Source organism: Bacillus cereus group sp. BfR-BA-01356, from assembly GCF_022663635.1.
In the GTDB taxonomy this organism is placed as follows: domain Bacteria; phylum Bacillota; class Bacilli; order Bacillales; family Bacillaceae_G; genus Bacillus_A; species Bacillus_A cereus.
Genome location: NZ_JAKUFX010000035.1, coordinates 26,620 through 45,338, shown reverse-complemented (window position 1 = coordinate 45,338; position 18,719 = coordinate 26,620). Strand labels below are relative to the sequence as shown.

Below are 18,719 nucleotides of genomic sequence, written 5' to 3'. Positions count from 1 at the left end.
GTATTTTACATAAAATACTGGTCTAGTTTCGTGATGTCTTTTTTAAGCAATTTGTCCTTTGATAACTTCAAAAGATATTATTTTTCAGTTGACATACTACCGCAGGTCTTTGGGATTATATGATGGACATCCATTATAGAATCTGTCCGTTACAATTTGATATATTATATCCTTAGAAAAATTAACGTTGTTCCTATTCACCTTAAGCTTATCTTTTTCTTTCAAATGACAACCTCCATCCCATAGAAGCATTTACCAGCTATTTTCAAACGTTTAGCACTCTACCCTTAAGTACTATTTGAAAAATAGTTACAATATATTTCGCCTCCTAACTAGTAACTCATGTTTCGATTCAATTTTTCACACAAAATAATGTCTACAAGTGGGTTCTATATTTGTCCTATAAACTGTACCATTTGATTTATGTCGAAGTAAGGGAAAAAATGTCATTATATAGGGAGGATAAATATAGAAAATTCTTACATTGAATTATGCTTACAAAATATAGCCCCAATAAAATACATAGACAAAACATTTTTTATTTGGTAATATTCACCTGAAAATATTTGGTAAAACTTTATACGGAGAGGAGTATTAAAAGTAAATACTAGATTATTAATAAAAATACTATTTCTACTACTAATACCAATCTTATACTCCAAAATAAACTATAAAATATAAATATAGCTTCCAATCTTACAAATATTAAAAATCTAGGGAAAAGCTGTAAAGAATTTCCAAAATAATCTGGAGAAATATTTTATTTTTAAAAATCTTATATAAAAATTAAAACATTATTGTACAGTTAAAATGTTCCTTCCTAAATGCTAATTAAAATTTTCTTTATAAATTAAAGATTTACTTTTACAAATTTGATAATGCCATTAGTAGATATTTTCTAGTAATTTAATTTCATAACAATTTAAATTCACTTACATTCTAAGATTTCTATGGTTAATTTATATTGTTTTTTATTTTTCAAACATTTATGTACTTAAATCGATTTCATACCTACCGTTTTTACCTCAAAATAACAATATCATATATTAATATAGCTCTTTTACAATTAGATTCCATTTCATTAATCATCTAACTAACTCGATTACTAAAGTTCATCACCATTAGTTTGCAAACAAATTTTTATAAATGAGATACTTAAATTTGTGAGGTGACAATACTATGCAACAACAGGTCGAATTAGATTCCGCTCTTGCTGTTTCTTCGAAAAAGACATTATGGAAAAATCGTACATTTACTTTTGTATTTACAGGTTATACCTTATCAATGTTTGGAAATTCATTTCACAGTATTGCTTTAAACCTCTGGGTACTGCAAGCAACAGGAAGTGCCAAATTAATGTCTACAATTGCCATAACTCATATGGTCATGAGCATGTTGTTTTCTTCCATTGCAGGTACTGTTGCAGATAGGGTAGATCGTAGAAAACTAATGTGGATAACAGATATAATAAGAAGTCTTTTAATACTAAGCATCGCATTTTGTATTGCAATACCCGGTACCCCCTTTATTCTTATTATTATCTTAACCGCTCTTACTTCCTGTGCAGGATTATTTCAGTCACCTGCATTCCATGCTTCCTTAGTTGATATTGTAGGAAAAGACAAAGTTCAACAAGCTACTGGAGTATTAAATGTAGCAGATAATGTATCTCGTATTTCGGGGCTAGCAATAGGAGGAGTTGTAGTTGCAGCATTTGGTGGTAGCATTGCTATCTCAGTTGACGCAGTTACTTTTATGTTATCCGCTATTTTAGTGTTGTTAAGTGGAAAGTTTCCTAATTCTACAAAAAAAACAGGATCAAAAATTCATTTCAAGAGGACCTTGTTGCAGGATTCAAGTATATATGGCAGAACCCTTTTGCTAAATCTGTTATTATACTCTCGCCTACTTTAATCACATTTTTCACTGCTTCATTAATGCTTATTCAAGTAATGTCTGTAAAAGTGTGGAAGGCAAATCCGATTGAATTTGGGATAATTGAATCTAGCATTCCAATAGGTTATATGTTAGGCGCAGGCATTATTATCTTTTTTGATAATAAGTTACATCGACGGGGTTGGTGGATAATCCTTAGTATGGTTTTACTAGCTCCAATCTTTGTAGGGCTATCTTTTGCTCCATCTGTTCTTTATGCAGTACCATTAATTCTCCTCTTAGGAATACTTTTTTCATTTTGTACATTGCTTGTCAATGTGATTATTAAAGTTGAGGTAGATCCTGAGTTACAGGGAAGGACTTTTGGAACACTTGGTTCTCTTACGAGTATTGCATCACCAGTCGCTTTAGCAATTTCCTCATTTTTCGCTGACATTTATGGTCCACCATTAATCTTATTAATAAATGGGGTCTTATTATTTATTTCAGGACTAATTGTACTGTTCTTTCTTAAATCAATTAGATCATATAAATGATTCTTTTTCGTTATAAAAAAATTCAAATATCCAAACTTGAAAAATGCCGAAATTGTTAAGGATATCAACTCTTTCGGCATTTTTCCTATATTACTTAAGGAGAGATTTTTATGCCAAAGAAAATACTTATACTCGGAACCTTCCTGATAGCGGCTAGCCTTTTAGGTTGCACAGATATAGAACACAAAGATACTCTCAACAAAATTGAAGCACCCGAAAAAGAACCAGTGGATGTAAAAGAAAAAGTTGCACTTAAACATATGACAGCAGAAGAATATTTAAAAAACTATAATAAAATTAAGAGTACTGTATCTACTCAAGGTATTGAAATTCTTCCATTTAATTTTGAACTAGAAAAGAAATCCAATACATATAGGTTTTATTACCCTAAAGAAGTAGATAAATCAGATCAAGATATGAAATGGGTAAGTGTCATGTTAGGAGAAAACGGAAAAGTAATTGATGGAATTATGTATACTGGCTACGCAGATATACCTACGATTAAGGCAATGATTCAAGCTACTAACATTACATGGACTAATGAATTAGATCAGTTAATTGGCTCAATAGGAAATGAAGATTTTTCAAAAACATTGGAAATTGAAAAAGTGAAACTATCTGTTAAAGGTAATTCGAAAAATATTAAAGTTATGATAGATTCAATGAAATTAGATCCACCTCAATCCCTTTAAAACAAATATAGTCCCAAATTCCTATTTAATTTCTTTAAATTTACACTATATAGAAATTTATTTAACTTTTAATAATTAAGTCTAGCTATGAGACTATACAAAAAATCGTCAGCGCTTTTAAAAAGCAACTGACGATTTTTTTATTCTCTTACATTTTTATTTAAATTGGCATCAACAATATGACTCTGTCTATTTATTTAATTCTAACTTCCAAAACATTATTCTATAATTTCAAAAAGGTTATTGCCATTATTACCACCCGGTAATATAAATTTCACATGTTGATCTGCTGGAATAGTTATATAATGATATTGATCAGGTTTAGTTAATTTGGTTGTACTTTTCCAAGTTCCTGAAGTCCAGTACGTTACTTGTGAAAAAAATGCTAGTGGCGGGAATTTCTCTGGATCGGTTGACTTATCATTTTCTGATATAATTTCAGGCTTAATTCTAATTTTCTTTCCTGCCGCATTTTTAAATTGAAAATCATAAACAATTCCATAGTTTCCTTCAAGCGTCGGGTTAGAATTTTCTAGATACCATATAGGTGCTTCGTATTCATTAATACCAACACGAGGTTGAGGATAGGCTTTACTTGTCTTTGAACCTACATAAAAGGTACTTGTTGTTACATTATCAATAACAGCATACCTTTCATCGTAATTATAATTAGCAGTTGAAGTAGTTTTATTATAATTTTTAACCTGTGTTGTTTTTAAGGGATCAAAAATTTCTGCGGGGCTAGAGAACTGTCTATCTGGTTTTTTCTTTGAAACAAATTGACGTAGGGTTAATTTTGCGTTCGGAATAAACTTAATTTTTCCATTAACTGCAAAAGTATCTTCTACATCTTTTTCTAATATAAATACATGCCCATCTGCTGGAATAGTAATAACTTGATCATTGTTACTATTTCCATATTGAACTATAGTACTAGATGTAATGCCCATTATATCCCATGAACCATCAGAACTAACCGGATATGCTGCATTTACAGCACTATTTTTAATTCTTATAGTTTGCGGTTGACGATCTTCATTGTGTATAGCATATCCAAATTTCAATTGACCTCCAGTATAATTTCGATTAAAAAATTCAGCACTATACTCTTGATTTGCTTCTAATATTCTTTCATTTGTGTAGTAAGCATACTTACCAACTTCAAAGTTTGATCCCATATTTGGATTATCATATACACTTTCTGGTGCATTTGTATATATGTACTTTGCTCCGCCTTGGTTATACTTTATTTGTGTAATCATAGAAGCCTCTACTCCTCCTGAACCAGTTACTCCTAAAAACAAAAGTGACGATAGTAAAACTGAAGAAAAAACTTTTCTGTTCAAAAATACAGCTCCCTTCCATTTATTACAACTAAATCTAGCATACGCTTTACATACAATAAATGTAAATGGGATGTATAGCTGTTGTTATTGAGAAATACTGATCCAACAAAACATACTCTTAATGATTATATATATAGTAACAACGAACTCTTATAAAGTGATCTGTCTCCTTTATAAAGGACATTAAAAAAGCTAGGCAACATCAAAAAAGCTATTTCTGTATTCAACAGTTTCATCTTTTTGAATTCCATTGACATCTATAATAATTATGTATGTTATATATTTCTAAATCTCTTGTTTTAATTAAATAACAGATTCGCTATGCGAACCGAACAAACAATCTCTTATTTCTCCATGATTCTACAAATGCGCTTTAAATTTTATACAACTTGAAACTGATCCACCAATGTCATCTTTATTTGATGAGGCCTTTTCTATTTTTAAATCGTAGTGCTTTTAATATAGTTTCTTTCATGATTTCGTTTCGATTTCTCTTTTGTTTCCGTTGTTCTTGAAATGAAATTGAAAATTAATTATAGTATCCCAAATGATATACACAAGCTATTTCACACAAATGATTGACCATATTCTTTAAATTGTATTGAACCATTAATTTTTGAATTACCAATAATATTTTTCTGGTTTATTACATTAAAGTTAATATTGTGATATATTTATATTCGGAATAATTATATCTTACATTTAAAGGGAGAATTTTAATGGATAACCTACTATTGAAAAAGGACTTAACAACGGATCAAATGGTTCTTGTTACTTCAGAGTTTGAGAAAAAGAAAAAATCAAAAGGACTTGCTTACCTAATTTGGTTTTTTCTAGGCGGACTTGGTGGTCACCGCTACTACGCACGTGACTTTGGTATGGCAATTGCCATGACACTGACTCTTGGAGGGCTTGGTTTCTGGGCTTTAATCGATGTTTTCTTTATTGGAAGCCGAATTGGTAAGAAAAATGAAATGTTAGAACGTGAAATTATTATGAACGTTAAAAAGATGACTGCTTCAAAACGTTTATCTTCATAAAAAGCCTCCTTTGGGAGGTTTTTTATACAAACACTTCAATTTATGTTTTCACTAAATACTTTTTCCAATAACAAGTATCCTCCCCCCATAACATGTAGCCATCAATACATCATACACGTTTCTAATTCTTGTTTCTCACTGCATGTAATCATATACAACTTTACGTAACTCGTCCTTACTTCTCTTTTTATGTATTTTTATGTTTTAAGAAAATGACTCCGCCAACTAGTAACAACAATGCTCCCACTTTAATAGACTTGAGACTATTATGGAATTGGTACTGCAGATATTTCGATGCAAAATTGCATTTTTAATTCAGATATATTGATGTATAATGAAAATGAACTACTCAACATTTTTATTTTAAGTTAGTATATCAAACCCTAACTACCTAAAAAACTCAAGTAAACGTATCTTATGTCATTTTAAAAAATACAAAAGTACCTTATATAATATAAGGTACTTTTGTATTTTATGTTTTAGAATTCCTCGATTTGAACATATAATACAGATTACGAACCGTTTTATACGTATCTCAGTTGAACTGCAGAATCACATATTGTTTTAACTACTGCTATTCTTCTCTAATTACATCTATAACGTTATCCTTTTTAATTTTCCGAAGCGGAATTAGTACCGATACATAACTAATCAAAAGTGCAGTTATAAATGTGATAAAGCTAGATTGATAAGGTATAATCCATTCAAACGACACCGTATTTGACAGTGCTACATAAAGAATATACGACAGCATACAGCCGAAAAAGATCCCTTGTATGCTTCCAAAGAAACCGTACAGAAGTCCTTCATATATAACCATCTTTTTCAAATCCTTCTGCGACATACCAATCGATTTTAAAGCAGCCAATTCTTTTCTTCTCATAATGATGCTGACTGTAATGGTATTTAAAATATTTACACAACCAATTAGTGTAATAACAGCTATAAATCCGTACCCTAATATTTTTATATAAAGTATATTGTCTGTATGGAAATTACTTTGAACAATATTATTTTGTACATCTATAGATGCATCTCCACCCAGTTTCTTTTGTATATCTAAAATTGTAGCATCAGCCCGAGATTGATTCTCTAAATCAATTTCAAAACCTGTTAATTTTTGTGGAGATGGTGTAATATATTCGGCTATTTGTTCACTAGTAATAAAAGTTATGGTATCCATCACTCTGCTCATATTAAAAATGTCCAATTCTACAATAGCAGCTATTTTTAAAGTTTCTAGTTTTTCTTCATTGTAGGAGATTTCCTCTGTAGATTTTCTTTCCTGCTGACTTGTTATTTGGATTTCATCCCCTACCTGAAAAGTACTTAGAGAACCTATATATTTTTTACTTGTATTCATATCATTTGATGCAGCTTGTTTTACTAAAATAACCTCTTTTTCACGATTTAATTTTGAAATATCAATTCTTCCACTAGTTACATTTTCAGCTAGTTTCTTTAAACTATTCTCATCATATGCTTTTATTTGTGTTTTCATAATTTCTACAGTTTGATTATTATATTTTACTTTTTGATACAGGGATTCATTTCCTTGTAATTCTTTAATTTGTTTATTTTTTGGTACTTTCGTATAAAAATCATTTGCCTGATATTGCTTGTACAGATTCTCTACGTTATTAACTTTATAAATATTTCGACTCATACGATCTATGCTAGGCTTGTCTAAATTTGAATTAACCCTAACTGATATGTCCGATTTTAGAGCTTGAATTTCCGGTTGTTTACGCTGAATGACAGTATCTATGAGAAACGTAAACGTGATATACAGTACACTACTTATAATAATAGACAAAATTGTAACTGTATATCTATTGGGATTCCTTTGGATATTTTTTAATGCCATACTTAACGGAAAAGATAGTGGTTTCTTTAGTTTTGTTCTCTTTTTTTTCTTTATTTTTTCTTTTTTTATAGCTAATCGGCTACTTACGGCCAGTAGCGGTGAAATTCTACCTGCAAAAAAAGCAGGAAAATAGCTTGAAATATAAACAGTTATCAATGTAATTAAAGAACTTACACATATAATTAACCAATCTAATTTAATTGTATATCCCATAGAGTTTTTAAGTACGTTTATCAGTACTTGATTAAGTAAAAAGACTACTAATATACTGCACAAAACCCCAAAAAAGATAGCAATAATAGAAAGAAATGTTGCTTCCCTTATCACAATTTTTCTGATTTGTTTTTTTGTAGCTCCTATACTCCTCAATAACCCAAACTGTTTCATTCGCTCTACTATACTAATTTGAAATGCATTGTAAATAATAACAATTGTAGAAATCACAACAATCCCAATACTAATAGCGGCTGCCGCCATTATCTCCACACTAGGCTTTAAGGCTTTCTTTAATTGGTCATTCACTCTTATATTTTCTTTATTCGTCAATAATTTAAATTGATTTTCAACTTCATCAAAGTTTGCGTACTTATGCAATTCAATCAATACGCTACCTTCTCCAACTTTAAACTTATTTTTATATGTCAATAATTGACCGGGTTTATTTTCCTGATTACTACTAGACTTATTTAACAAACCAACAAGTTTATATTTTTTTTCATGAATAGTAAACATACCGCCTAATTTAAGATTAGGCCCGAAGTAAGGCAGCATCCATTTTTCTAAAACAGCCTCGTTTTCATTTGAAGGTAGCTTACCTTCTACAGGAATACTAGACTTTAACAGCTTCAATGCTTGATGATCTGCATACATATAAGAGACAGCTATCTCATCAAATTGGATCACCTCTCCTGGAGTTATGATGCCATAAGAAGATATATTAGGATTACTTTTTATCATATTGAAAAGCTTTTGATTATAATTTTCAACTGAAATATTTGCAGAACCCATAGAACCTTTTTTAGCATTTTCAATTCCCGAAGTGTATCCACTATTAAAAAAAAGTCCAATCGTTGTTATTAGCGCCAACGCTAGAATAATACCTGTTAATGTTAGCAAAGTACGTTTTATATTACTTCTGAGATATTTTTGACTTAACTGTTTGTAACTATGAATCAATACTCCTCCCCTCCACATTTTTCTTGATTTTGCACTAATTGTTTATCTGAAATAATCATGCCATCTGTAATGGTTATAATTCGATCAGAGTTTGATGCGATAGCAGGATCATGAGTAATTAAAATCACCGTCTGATTATATTTTTTAGCCGTTACTTTTAATAAATTCAGAACTTCTTTTGTATTTTTTGTATCTAGATTTCCGGTTGGTTCATCCGCTAAGATAATATCGGGTTTATTTATAAGAGATCTACCAATAGATACCCTTTGTTGTTGACCACCCGATAATTCAGAAGGCAAATGATCTCGTCTTTCATTTAACCCTAGTGTTCTTATAATTTCATCCAGGTAATGATCATCTACCTGTTCTTCGTCCAATAGAGCTGGCAAAGCAATATTTTCTTGTACATTCAAGACAGGAATTAAATTAAAAAACTGAAATATAAAGCCAACTTTTCTTCGGCGAAAAATAGAGAGTTCATTATCTTTATAATTGTAGATATTTTCATCACCTATAAACACATTTCCCGAACTCGGACGATCCAGCCCTCCTAAAATATGCAATAAGGTACTTTTACCAGAACCTGATGCTCCAACTATGGTTACGAATTCTCCCCTACGAATGGAAAGATTAATTCCTTTTAACGCCTGTACTTGCGTTTCTCCTTCTCCATATGTTTTTACTACATTTTCTAATCTAACAACCTCCATACAACTCATCCTTTTCACAGATTAATTTTGAATCTCTACAAAATAGATTTTATCCTTATCGTACTCACCATTCTCGTCTTTCACTGCATACACTTTTGAAACGTATTCCACCACCTTATTTACCTTATTTTTATTTTTATAATCAAACTTTTCATTTGCAAACTGAATTAACGAAAGGCTTACTTCTTTTTCTTTTAATTGTTTATACGTTTCCTCATTAACAATTACTATCGGTGATGAAAAATAGCCAATCCAATTATTTTGTTCAATATGTTGAACAGGTATCATTTGTCCATTTAAATTTAAATTTCCATCCTTAAATTCCTCATCTTCCGCTTCTTTTCTATAAAATAAATTTTTTTCACTCGCTAATTCTTTTATTTCTTTTACCGGGGTTGAAGTTATTGAACTATCTTCTTTAGATAAGGGTGTTCTTACAATTCCTTTTTTTAAGAATTTTTCTGCTGTAGATTTTGTAATAACCGCGTATTGTTTCTTTCTAACAGATGACTTATCAAGGTCTTTGTCCATCTCTTCTTCAGTCATATTTTCTCCTTTTTCTTTCCATTCTTTCTTAATATCTTCTTTCTGTTCGGTAGTGAGTTCTTGTTTTATTACTTCTGTGACCAATTTATAACTATAATCTGCTGTTTGTACGTTTTGATCTTTATACAGATTTTTAACAGCAGATATATTTTCTTTCGTTCCAGATACCATAATACCGTCTACTGGTTGTGAGGGACCATTTATATAACGATTTACAGCAAACCCTATACCTATAAAAATTGCTGTTACTGCTAGAAATCCTATTATCTTTTTCATTTTCTTCCTCCTCATATACTCTGTTTAATCTGGGATTAGAACAGTAGGTTTTTTCTTTATATAAACAGGCGCTAAAATGCTACAAGTATTAATAAAGAATTATTACCTTCAGTATAGACGTCTTTAATTGCTAATTGAATAACTCTTGTCTTACTATATATACTGTAATCTTACAATTTAGTAAGATTACTAAATTTAACTTTTTATATACTCGTAACTCTTTTCAAGATATATTTTAAAATTGTACACTTAAATGGCTTTTATACACTTATTTAAGTACACACATATTTTTCAAATTCTCGAAAATCCTCTTCCATTCGGCTCTTCTTCTCAATGATCTGTTTTTTAAAATTCATTTACATAATTAATGTGGATCCCATTTTCATTTAACATTTTTGTATAAGTTAACTTAAATAAAATACTACTGACTTTATAAAAACGTACAAATTCAACAAGACTCTATTACAAGTTTTTTTAAATATAAGCAAGAACACGTATTAATTACGTGAATATTCTGTTTTAAATAAATGCTGTATCTCATTATGTGCTGAAAAACTGAAAGCCGATTTGAGTATTATGCATATACTCAGAACAGCCTCTAAAAGCCCATTTCCATACTAAACTATTTTAAATTAGCCAATCAACGTGTAAAATAACTGTCATAATCTAAAATACTGCTATAATCAAAGACAAATGAGGAGAGATACTATGGATAAAGTATTATTCGTTGAAGACGATAACGATCTAGGAATGGCTATTGAGTTTACTCTAAAAGGAGAAGGACTTGAGGTTATAAGAGTTTCTACTGTACAAGATGCAAAAGACCAATACGAAAATAATAAATTTGACTTAGCTATATTGGATGTTGGACTACCAGATGGAAATGGATATGATTTATGTACCTACCTTAAAAGAAAAGGTGATATACCTATTATTTTTCTCACAGCACTGGATGAGGAGGCAAATGTAGTAATGGGCCTTGATATTGGTGGAGATGATTATATAACAAAACCCTTCAGGGTAAAAGAGCTATTATCTAGAGTAAAAGTACAATTAAGAAAAAAAATTAAAACAGCTTCTAATACTATATTGAGGTCTGAAAAGATACACCTTGAAGTTGAAGCGGCTAGAGCTTTTAAGCATGAGAAAAGTATAAATTTAACACATTTAGAATACAAACTCTTATTAACGTTAATGCTAAATCCTCATAAAGTGTTACAAAGAAATGAGATATTGAAAAAAATAGTAGATGAAAGTGAAGTGTTTTTCGATGAAAACACTCTTTCCGTTTATGTAAAAAGATTAAGAAGTAAAATTGAGGATATTCCCCAAAATCCTAACTATATAATCACACAAAGAGGTGTTGGATATTTTTGGAATAAAGACGTCAGTAAGGAGTAATTTAATGATAAATAGAGAAATAAAAATTAATATACTTACGTTAGCATTAATCACTTTTTTATTTATTATATATCAAGGTATCACAGTTCATATTCTATATGACCATTTAAAGAATGATTATATTACTATTTGGAGTGAAATTACCGGGAAACTAATTGCACAAAACCCAGAAAATGAATATGAAATAATACAAGCACTTACAAATGATACAGCGAATAAAAAAGAGTATTCCAGTGATGGAGAAATGCTATTAAATCAATATGGTCTATCTGCTGAATTAGACTCAAGACTTTTTCCTTATTTAAATAAACATATATCTCAAAACAATATATACATGTTCCTTGGAGCAATAGGATTCAGCATAATCCTAATTTTCCTAAATTACTTACAATATAAATCTTTTTTCTTAAAAATTAGAAATGTAACAACTGCAGCGAATAAAATTATTGAAGGTGATTACACCATTGATATCAAGGAAAATAGAGAAGGAGATCTAGCTAAACTTGCTAATTCTTTTCATAAACTGAAAAATGTTATTAGAAAAAGTATGCATAATTTAACGGAAGAAAAACAATTTTTAATTCAAACTTTACAAGATATTTCTCATCAACTAAAAACACCACTCTCAACACTAACAGTGAACAATGATATCTTATTACAAGGTAAATTAAATGAACAGCAATATCATTTTTTACACAATAATGATGTTCAAATTTCAAGAATCAGCTTTTTAATACATAATTTATTAAAAGTTTCAAAAATAGATGCTAGGGCAATACTATTTGAAAAAGAAAACTCTGATATTATTGATACAATTTATGAGGTCATTGCTAGTTTGAAAAGTAAATTAAATAAAAAAAGTATGAACATACATTTAAAAGCCAATGAAAAAATATTACTTTTCCATGACAGTATTTGGATGCAAGAAGCTTTATTAAATATTTTAAAGAATTCCATTGAACATTCAAATGATAATAGTTCCATTTATATTGAAGTCACAAACTCCTCTATTCATACTGAAATTATAATTCAAGATTTTGGTGAAGGTATTGCATCAGAAGATTTGCCATATATATTTGATAGATTTTACAAAACAAAAAATTCTAATAAAGAAGGGTCCATTGGAATTGGCTTAGCGCTATCAAAATCAATTATCGAAGCTCATCATGGATTTATTAAAGTAGAAAGCCAAAAACATTCATTCACAAAATTCACAATAACTTTTATGAAATATTAACAGTACATAAAAGTTATTATAAAACCCTAACCTTTGAGTATATTTTTTAAAAATTAATCATCTGTTAAAAAAAGAAATTCGATTAATTTTTCATAAATGACTGTAGAGAGATAAATTTTTCCTTTGGGGGTAATTAAAAACCTTAGCTTGATGTGCATAGGATCACCATATCAAAAAAGGAAACTTGTACGTTAAGGGATTAGATATTTATTTTACTATTTTATATTGTGTACAATTTCTTGCTTATGAGGTCTGTGTGGCAACCGAACCAAATCTGATGGTAAGTATTAGTGGACATCAAAAATAGTACATTAATATAATTGCTTTTATTAATTATACAAGTCTACCTGTGGCAATAGTCTCAGGTATTTTTTCGTTCATTGTGTTTGTTTAATTTGTTATATTTTCTTAATAAAAAATAAGACACAGCCCAAATCACGACAGCGCCTACTATAGTTCCTATACACTTAATCAAAATCATTTATCCTCAAATTATTAATTACTTTGCTTCAATACCCATCCATTCTCTTTACGAAAAGTATCTTTTCCATTCATGAAGTCAGCTGTATTACCAGGAATGCTATACTTCATATTCTTTTTCTTAGCTTTTTTCTTCACCCTCTTCTCTTCTACAACAGCTTGTAAATCTGCCTTCCATTGTTTAAACAAATCCTTTTCACGACACAGCGAATTTGTACCCCTTGGTTTAAATCTGAATCAAATAACTATATTTTATCTATTTATATAATCATTTAATATAAATATTTATTTTTCCAAAAAATAAATAGCACCTGACAATTCCAGGTGCTCAAATATATGAAGTGGGGCTACCCCATTCTCTAATATATGCCTGTCCTTATTAAAAAGTGCAAAAAAAGGGTACCCTTCAACAAATAAATATGGTGCTCCAAAGTTTCATCTCATATGATAATTCGTCCCATGAATTCATCATATGCTTGTCTAATTAGAATGTTCACTGGTTCAATGCGGAATTTCTTTTTAACTTTTAACAAATTAAAAACATCCATTTTGGATACTTAATGTACACTAATATTAATATTGAATAGCTTTATTGATAGACTGTCTAGAACAAAAAATATACTAGCTGAAACTGATCTATATCCAATATTCTTTCCTGTAACATTGATAGTAATTTCCGCTAAATGGGTTCGCACATCATCTCTTTCAAAAAGTTTATCTTCGACCTTTTCGACTATTGCTACATTATCCACTTCTTTAAAAGTTTTCAGCAATTTTGTTTCAAGTAAAGTAAAATCGAAATTTTCACCTTTAACCACATCAAATTTAATCTACATTTTTAACTAGTAAATATATTTATATCAATATAATTTTTATATATTAACATTAAATAATTCAAAGGTCATTCTTTATTAAAATCCCCTATTGCTTAAATTTCTTCTTTATTTTTACATAAGGTACGTGAAATTTTATTATCTCATTATTGAATAGGAGAAACTTGAATAGCTAGTATGCCCCCAATCTACTCTGCATGGTTCCACTATCCATTAAGCCTTTAATAATTTACGTGTCTTTTCTATTTGATTAATTCTGTTTTTTTTGCGATATTTTATATCTATTTCGTATGTGTGTTAACCAGTTCGTTTGCAAACTTGTTTAATCAGCTTGTAAAAGTTATACCGAATTTATTTACGATTGGAAATTTATTGTGCGGTGTTTTCTCAATCACCTTGAATATGAGTGAATATTTGGGAGTAGCCTCCATTTTCATTTTCTTTTCAGCTGTTTTAGATTTTCTTAATGGAAGAATTGCGAGAAAATTAAAAGTAAACAGTGAGTTTGGCGTAGAATTGTATTCCTTAGCTGATATTGTTAGTTTCGGCGTTGCTCCTGCGCTTTTATTTCATACGATAGCAACACCTTCTATTTTAACTTCTTTGGCATTTATCCTTTTCCCAACAATGGGTGCTTTAAGATTAGCTAAATTTAGTATTAAACCAACTATTGGATATTTTAAGGGATTACCTATTCCAGCTGCAGGATTATCATTGGCTGTTATGGGATTGTTTTCATATAGCAATGCATGGATTACATTAATTCTGGCTCTCTTAATGGTTAGTCCCATTAGATTTAAAAAATTTTAATTGAGGTCACGCCCAACGTCATTAAGGGAGCATTTCAAATGAATTTAACGCGTCAATTAGTATAAAAAAGCGGGAAAATAATATTAAATTAAATGCCATTCTTAAAAATTTAAACCTTGTTTTTAAGACTATTGGGTTAATTCATCGATATGTTGTTCTGGATACTTTTAACAGGAGCTCCCTTTATCAAGAGAGCTCCTGTTCTTATTTCTTCTTCTTTTCTGTCGGCTGGCTTTGTTTAGCAAAATTAGATGAATCATCAAAAATTTGTTGCTTTTTACCAGCATTATTACTTCTACCTTTTCCCATATGTAATGCACCTTCCCTCCCCCTTACTATTCCTAATAAAAAAATTCTCTTGCATCCAAGAGAATTTTAAATTGGGTTCTTATTGATAATACCTAAGTACTTCCAACACTGCCATTCCATAAAAGATGGATCCACTGTTAAATTATTTAATGCTGAAACAAGCATTACATTTTCATATTTAACTGGATAACCAATAAGTAATGTTTTTAAGCAAAATATTATCTAACATCTTAGCTGTTACAATAAGTATATTCGCATAATTCACACCTATAACAAGTATTACATATTACTTATGTTTCGTTACCTTTTTCTGTATATAATAATAAAAAATTGTGAAATTTTATCGCATTATGTAAGGCACTTGATATCAAATATATTACTTTTACTATGAACTAAATGTATTTTATAGTTTTTTTCTAGATAAACAAGGTGCTAAATTAATTCTTAAGAAGTCATTACCATTACATTTATCTAAAAATTGAAAAAATATGTGTAGATAGATATCATCTTAAATACATATATAATTAACTTTAATTTTCTGACACGATTTCACATTATTCTTAAACTGACTTTTACGTACATTATGAATAAAAATTGTACCGTGTCAATCTTTAAAAGATTATATATCATAACTTTAAGAGAGGAAGGAAAACTATGAAGATGAAAAGAAAAAGCATCATGACAACAGCCCTTGCAGCTACATTAGCTACAGGTGCAATACCTACTACCTCGGTGTTTGCTGCAGAAAAAGAGGTTCCTATTCAACAAAAAGAGGCACAAATGAGTATTCAACCTTTTGCACAAAATAATTTGGAAACAGCCGTTCAAGCTGCCTTAAACGGTCCAGAAGTCAAAAAAATCAAAGTATTTGAGCATGAATTTAATGTGAAAGAAATAGAAGTAGTAAATCTAGGTGCAGGAAAAAAATATGTTAAGGGGCAAATTTCTCATCATTTAAGTTTTCGTCCAGATGATCAATTTTATTATGAGTTTACCGTACAAGATGGAAAGGTACTAGATAAACCTGTATTTAATATTGATAGAGGTGGTTGGACACCATTTGCTGCTCCACTTTTATCAATTCTTGCTGCGTATAATGGAATTCCAGTTAATCCAAATGATTTAAATACACTTGGTCAGCAGATTGGTAAAGTTATAGACGGAAGCTGGGAACATGCAGCCCAATCAATCGCAACTGTAGTTAGTCTAAGTTTTAATGAGTAGGATTTCCCAATTTTTATTAGCATTGTTATAAGAGATTCTAAAACAGCTATTAATAAATTTTTACCACTCAGTCACATTATCTTGATTTGTTTACCACCTTATCATTCATTATATGTCACAAAATAGAAGTCTTTTTTAAGGCTTCTGTTTTGTTTGTATACAATACGAGCAACGGTTGGTTTTTGGAGGCTATATTTCGATTTTTCAAGAATACGTTTGGCTATTAGGTACAATTCATAAAAACAAATTCTTAAAGTCTCAAATAACTTACTCCCCCTATTTTTAATTATTATCAACTCCAAAAATTTATTACCTTAAGAATGAAAAACAATAAATATAGTAAAAAATCATCTAGCGATTATTTAAATATCAGGAGAGATCAAATGAAGAAAATAAAAATGAGAAATTTCATTAAAATTAGCATCCTTACTTGTATTACACTAGCAAGTTTAAGTACACCATCTACTATTTTAGCTGATAGTCATTCAGGTTATTCCTATGAATCCAATATAGGATATCAAAATCCAGCGTGGATGTCAAAAATAGAAGATTCTACAAAATTAAGTGAAATATCTATTCCAGGGACTCATGGTACTATGGCTTTACATGGAGTAAGCTTTCTTGATGAAAATTTGACAAGAAATCAAACTATGAGTCTATCCCAACAATTAAATTCTGGAATCCGATATGTAGATATGCGTGTTAAACGTGTAAAAGATTCTTTTGCAATGTATCATGGCATTGTAAATCAAAAAGCTATGTTTGAAGATGTATTAAAAGAGACAATTCAATTTTTAAAAGATCATCCAACAGAAACAATATTAATGCGCCTAAAAGAAGAAACTACTCCTGAAAGCGGCTCTCTATCATTTGAGGAGATATTTTTAAAATATAAAAACGTTAATGCTTCATATTTTTGGAATCCTAATTCCGTACCAACTTCAGATAGAAATACCCCTGCTTTAGGAGATACCCGCGGGAAAATTGTAATCTTACAAAACTTTACATCCACTCAATTGTACGGTATTGATTACGAAGGTTTGAATATACAAGATAAGTTTGAAATTGGAAGCGGACCAGACGAAATATATGCAAAATGGAGTGAGATAAAAACCCATCTACAAAATGCAAATACTAATTTTAATAATGGAAAAATTTATCTCAACCATTTTAGTGGTACGGGGGGCGTAGCGGTATTTTTAAATAATGTATATCCTTGGTTTATTGCAAGCGGAAAAGAGAGCAGAAATACTGATAGTAGTCCTAAATTGATTCAAACGAATTCCACAAATGCATGGAGTGATTTCCCTCGCGATAGAAACGGACAAGTATACTATGGGGGAATGAATACACTTGGGACCAAACTCTTACAACAAGGCATAATTAAACATTCTGGTATCATCGCAGCTGATTTTCCTGGTCCAGGTTTAATTGATAGTATCATTAAATTAAATGGTATACATTCTAATGAAAAAGAAATATTAATTTCGCAAATATCATCTGAATCTAGTCCTTTATCCGGGCAACAAAATCGATCCAGTCAAAACTTTAAAATTGATAGTTTACCTGTAGGTACCAAAGAATTAAAATGGGTTATTGAGCCTTCAGAAAAAGATTATTCTTCTACTATCTCTTTCAATGTAATGATTGATGTTTCCCTAGGAATAGATTCTACTCGTTGGAAAAACATTTCACATGGATCTAGGACTGAAGCTTACACAAATACTAAATATTATATTGCAAGTCCAATGGGTGCCACTAACAAATTCACAGTGAAAATATACGCTATTACAAATTAGAAAATAAAGAATCCCAATGAAATTCCATTGGGATTCTTTTTTAATTTCATTTCGTAAACATTAGGATGGGGTTTAAATCTTATTGATTTATCGTTTTCCGACAGAAGACTCCTTCCTCAAAAATGTGAAGGTGTGAAACACCAATTTTAGGTGGGAGATGAATGTCGGTTGGCATAAGCCAACATATTTGCTATCATTTACTTGTACAGATTGCTCTTCGAAAACTGAAGATATGAGGTTGGTTGCAGAAAAACGTTGCAACCGTAAAATCTTCAACGTTCTATCGCCCCACGCTTCTCAAAATCGCGAAAACCAAGCTAAAGTAGGGAGTGTGGTGAGTCAGCGTACAAGATACTTATGTTCTCACCGTAGGGACTGCGGGTAGAGCCTGCTAAGATAACTGATGGATACATCGGTGTTCGCAGGAATCTCTCACTTCAAACAGTCCGTTAGGACGTTAAGTGGTGAGTAGTTCAACATTTAAATCATAAGATAATTCATATTTGGAACAGCCTTTAATTTTTAAAAGAAAACCCAAAAA

At 30.3% G+C, this 18,719-nt stretch carries 15 protein-coding genes and 1 pseudogene; 9 read left to right on the top strand and 7 right to left on the bottom strand.

The genetic code is table 11. The features are described from left to right. Positions 1-1,179 precede the first annotated feature (1,179 nt). The 3 genes from MR168_RS33345 to MR168_RS14365 all read left to right on the top strand — a co-directional run bounded on the left by MR168_RS33345 (position 1,180) and on the right by MR168_RS14365 (position 3,124). A complete protein-coding gene (locus MR168_RS33345; RefSeq protein WP_348980673.1) occupies positions 1,180-1,914 on the top strand; it encodes an MFS transporter in 735 nt (244 codons plus the stop codon). Next, on the top strand, positions 1,818-2,432 hold the full coding sequence (locus MR168_RS33340; RefSeq protein WP_348980674.1) for an MFS transporter: 615 nt from the start codon (positions 1,818-1,820) through the stop codon (positions 2,430-2,432). The genes MR168_RS33345 and MR168_RS33340 overlap by 97 nt, the downstream gene beginning before the upstream one ends. A gap of 110 nt (positions 2,433-2,542) precedes the next feature. Further along, positions 2,543-3,124 carry a hypothetical protein gene (locus tag MR168_RS14365; protein ID WP_086411937.1) on the top strand — a complete coding sequence of 194 codons (582 nt, stop codon included), beginning with the start codon at positions 2,543-2,545 and terminating at the stop codon, positions 3,122-3,124. Positions 3,125-3,342: 218 nt separating this feature from the next. Here MR168_RS14365 and MR168_RS14360 read toward each other — a convergent pair whose 3' ends face one another. Continuing rightward, positions 3,343-4,470: a copper amine oxidase gene (locus MR168_RS14360; RefSeq protein WP_086411938.1), complete on the bottom strand. Its 1,128-nt coding sequence runs from the start codon at positions 4,468-4,470 to the stop codon at positions 3,343-3,345. A gap of 347 nt (positions 4,471-4,817) precedes the next feature. Further along, a pseudogene (locus MR168_RS14355) lies at positions 4,818-5,074 on the bottom strand (IS3 family transposase); the annotation flags it as partial. Between the two features lie 115 nt (positions 5,075-5,189). On the opposite strand from MR168_RS14355, the gene MR168_RS14350 reads away from it, so the two are divergent. After that, complete coding sequence (locus MR168_RS14350; protein ID WP_086411939.1) at positions 5,190-5,510, top strand: TM2 domain-containing protein; 321 nt, start codon at positions 5,190-5,192, stop codon at positions 5,508-5,510. Positions 5,511-6,084: 574 nt separating this feature from the next. On the opposite strand, the gene MR168_RS14345 is transcribed toward MR168_RS14350, so the two are convergent. The 3 genes from MR168_RS14345 to MR168_RS14335 are packed head-to-tail and all read right to left on the bottom strand — an operon-like array spanning position 6,085 to position 10,085. Beyond that, positions 6,085-8,553 (bottom strand): ABC transporter permease, encoded by a 2,469-nt coding sequence (locus tag MR168_RS14345; protein ID WP_086411940.1) that lies wholly within the window; start codon positions 8,551-8,553, stop codon positions 6,085-6,087. Then, complete coding sequence (locus MR168_RS14340; protein ID WP_065230008.1) at positions 8,550-9,263, bottom strand: ABC transporter ATP-binding protein; 714 nt, start codon at positions 9,261-9,263, stop codon at positions 8,550-8,552. Before MR168_RS14340 ends, MR168_RS14345 begins: the two co-directional genes overlap by 4 nt. Before the next feature lie 21 nt (positions 9,264-9,284). Continuing rightward, positions 9,285-10,085, bottom strand: a complete 801-nt coding sequence (locus tag MR168_RS14335; RefSeq protein ID WP_086411941.1) for a lipoprotein BA_5634 family protein — start codon at positions 10,083-10,085, stop codon at positions 9,285-9,287. Between the two features lie 708 nt (positions 10,086-10,793). On the opposite strand from MR168_RS14335, the gene MR168_RS14330 reads away from it, so the two are divergent. After that, the gene (locus MR168_RS14330; protein WP_086411942.1) at positions 10,794-11,486 is read left to right on the top strand and encodes a response regulator transcription factor; all 693 of its coding nucleotides are present in this window, start codon (positions 10,794-10,796) and stop codon (positions 11,484-11,486) included. 4 nt (positions 11,487-11,490) lie between these two features. Beyond that, positions 11,491-12,723 carry a sensor histidine kinase gene (locus MR168_RS14325; RefSeq protein ID WP_086411943.1) on the top strand — a complete coding sequence of 411 codons (1,233 nt, stop codon included), beginning with the start codon at positions 11,491-11,493 and terminating at the stop codon, positions 12,721-12,723. Between the two features lie 495 nt (positions 12,724-13,218). Here MR168_RS14325 and MR168_RS14320 read toward each other — a convergent pair whose 3' ends face one another. Continuing rightward, entirely contained in the window at positions 13,219-13,410 is a 192-nt protein-coding gene (locus MR168_RS14320; protein ID WP_061664234.1) for a hypothetical protein, read from the bottom strand. A 350-nt stretch (positions 13,411-13,760) separates the two neighbouring features. Continuing rightward, complete coding sequence (locus tag MR168_RS14315) at positions 13,761-14,033, bottom strand: hypothetical protein (RefSeq protein WP_227593391.1); 273 nt, start codon at positions 14,031-14,033, stop codon at positions 13,761-13,763. Positions 14,034-14,354: 321 nt separating this feature from the next. Here MR168_RS14315 and pssA point away from each other — a divergent pair, with 321 nt between their 5' ends. The 3 genes from pssA (at position 14,355) to MR168_RS14300 (ending at position 18,178) form a co-directional block, all read left to right on the top strand. After that, the gene (gene pssA, locus MR168_RS14310) at positions 14,355-14,846 is read left to right on the top strand and encodes a CDP-diacylglycerol--serine O-phosphatidyltransferase (protein ID WP_086412576.1); all 492 of its coding nucleotides are present in this window, start codon (positions 14,355-14,357) and stop codon (positions 14,844-14,846) included. Positions 14,847-15,809: 963 nt separating this feature from the next. After that, complete coding sequence (locus tag MR168_RS14305; protein WP_061662966.1) at positions 15,810-16,379, top strand: hypothetical protein; 570 nt, start codon at positions 15,810-15,812, stop codon at positions 16,377-16,379. 383 nt (positions 16,380-16,762) lie between these two features. Further along, positions 16,763-18,178 carry a phosphatidylinositol-specific phospholipase C gene (locus MR168_RS14300; protein ID WP_086412571.1) on the top strand — a complete coding sequence of 472 codons (1,416 nt, stop codon included), beginning with the start codon at positions 16,763-16,765 and terminating at the stop codon, positions 18,176-18,178. Positions 18,179-18,719 lie beyond the last annotated feature (541 nt).

Excerpts from the sequence above, each read along its gene's own strand:
- MR168_RS14300 (WP_086412571.1), top strand. The coding sequence starts at position 16,763 with ATGAAGAAAATAAAAATGAGAAATTTCATTAAAATTAGCATCCTTACT.
- MR168_RS14340 (WP_065230008.1), bottom strand. The coding sequence starts at position 9,263 with ATGGAGGTTGTTAGATTAGAAAATGTAGTAAAAACATATGGAGAAGGA.
- MR168_RS14325 (WP_086411943.1), top strand. The coding sequence starts at position 11,491 with ATGATAAATAGAGAAATAAAAATTAATATACTTACGTTAGCATTAATC.
- MR168_RS33345 (WP_348980673.1), top strand. The coding sequence starts at position 1,180 with ATGCAACAACAGGTCGAATTAGATTCCGCTCTTGCTGTTTCTTCGAAA.
- MR168_RS14335 (WP_086411941.1), bottom strand. The coding sequence starts at position 10,085 with ATGAAAAAGATAATAGGATTTCTAGCAGTAACAGCAATTTTTATAGGT.
- MR168_RS14350 (WP_086411939.1), top strand. The coding sequence starts at position 5,190 with ATGGATAACCTACTATTGAAAAAGGACTTAACAACGGATCAAATGGTT.
- MR168_RS14305 (WP_061662966.1), top strand. The coding sequence starts at position 15,810 with ATGAAGATGAAAAGAAAAAGCATCATGACAACAGCCCTTGCAGCTACA.
- MR168_RS14365 (WP_086411937.1), top strand. The coding sequence starts at position 2,543 with ATGCCAAAGAAAATACTTATACTCGGAACCTTCCTGATAGCGGCTAGC.
- MR168_RS14330 (WP_086411942.1), top strand. The coding sequence starts at position 10,794 with ATGGATAAAGTATTATTCGTTGAAGACGATAACGATCTAGGAATGGCT.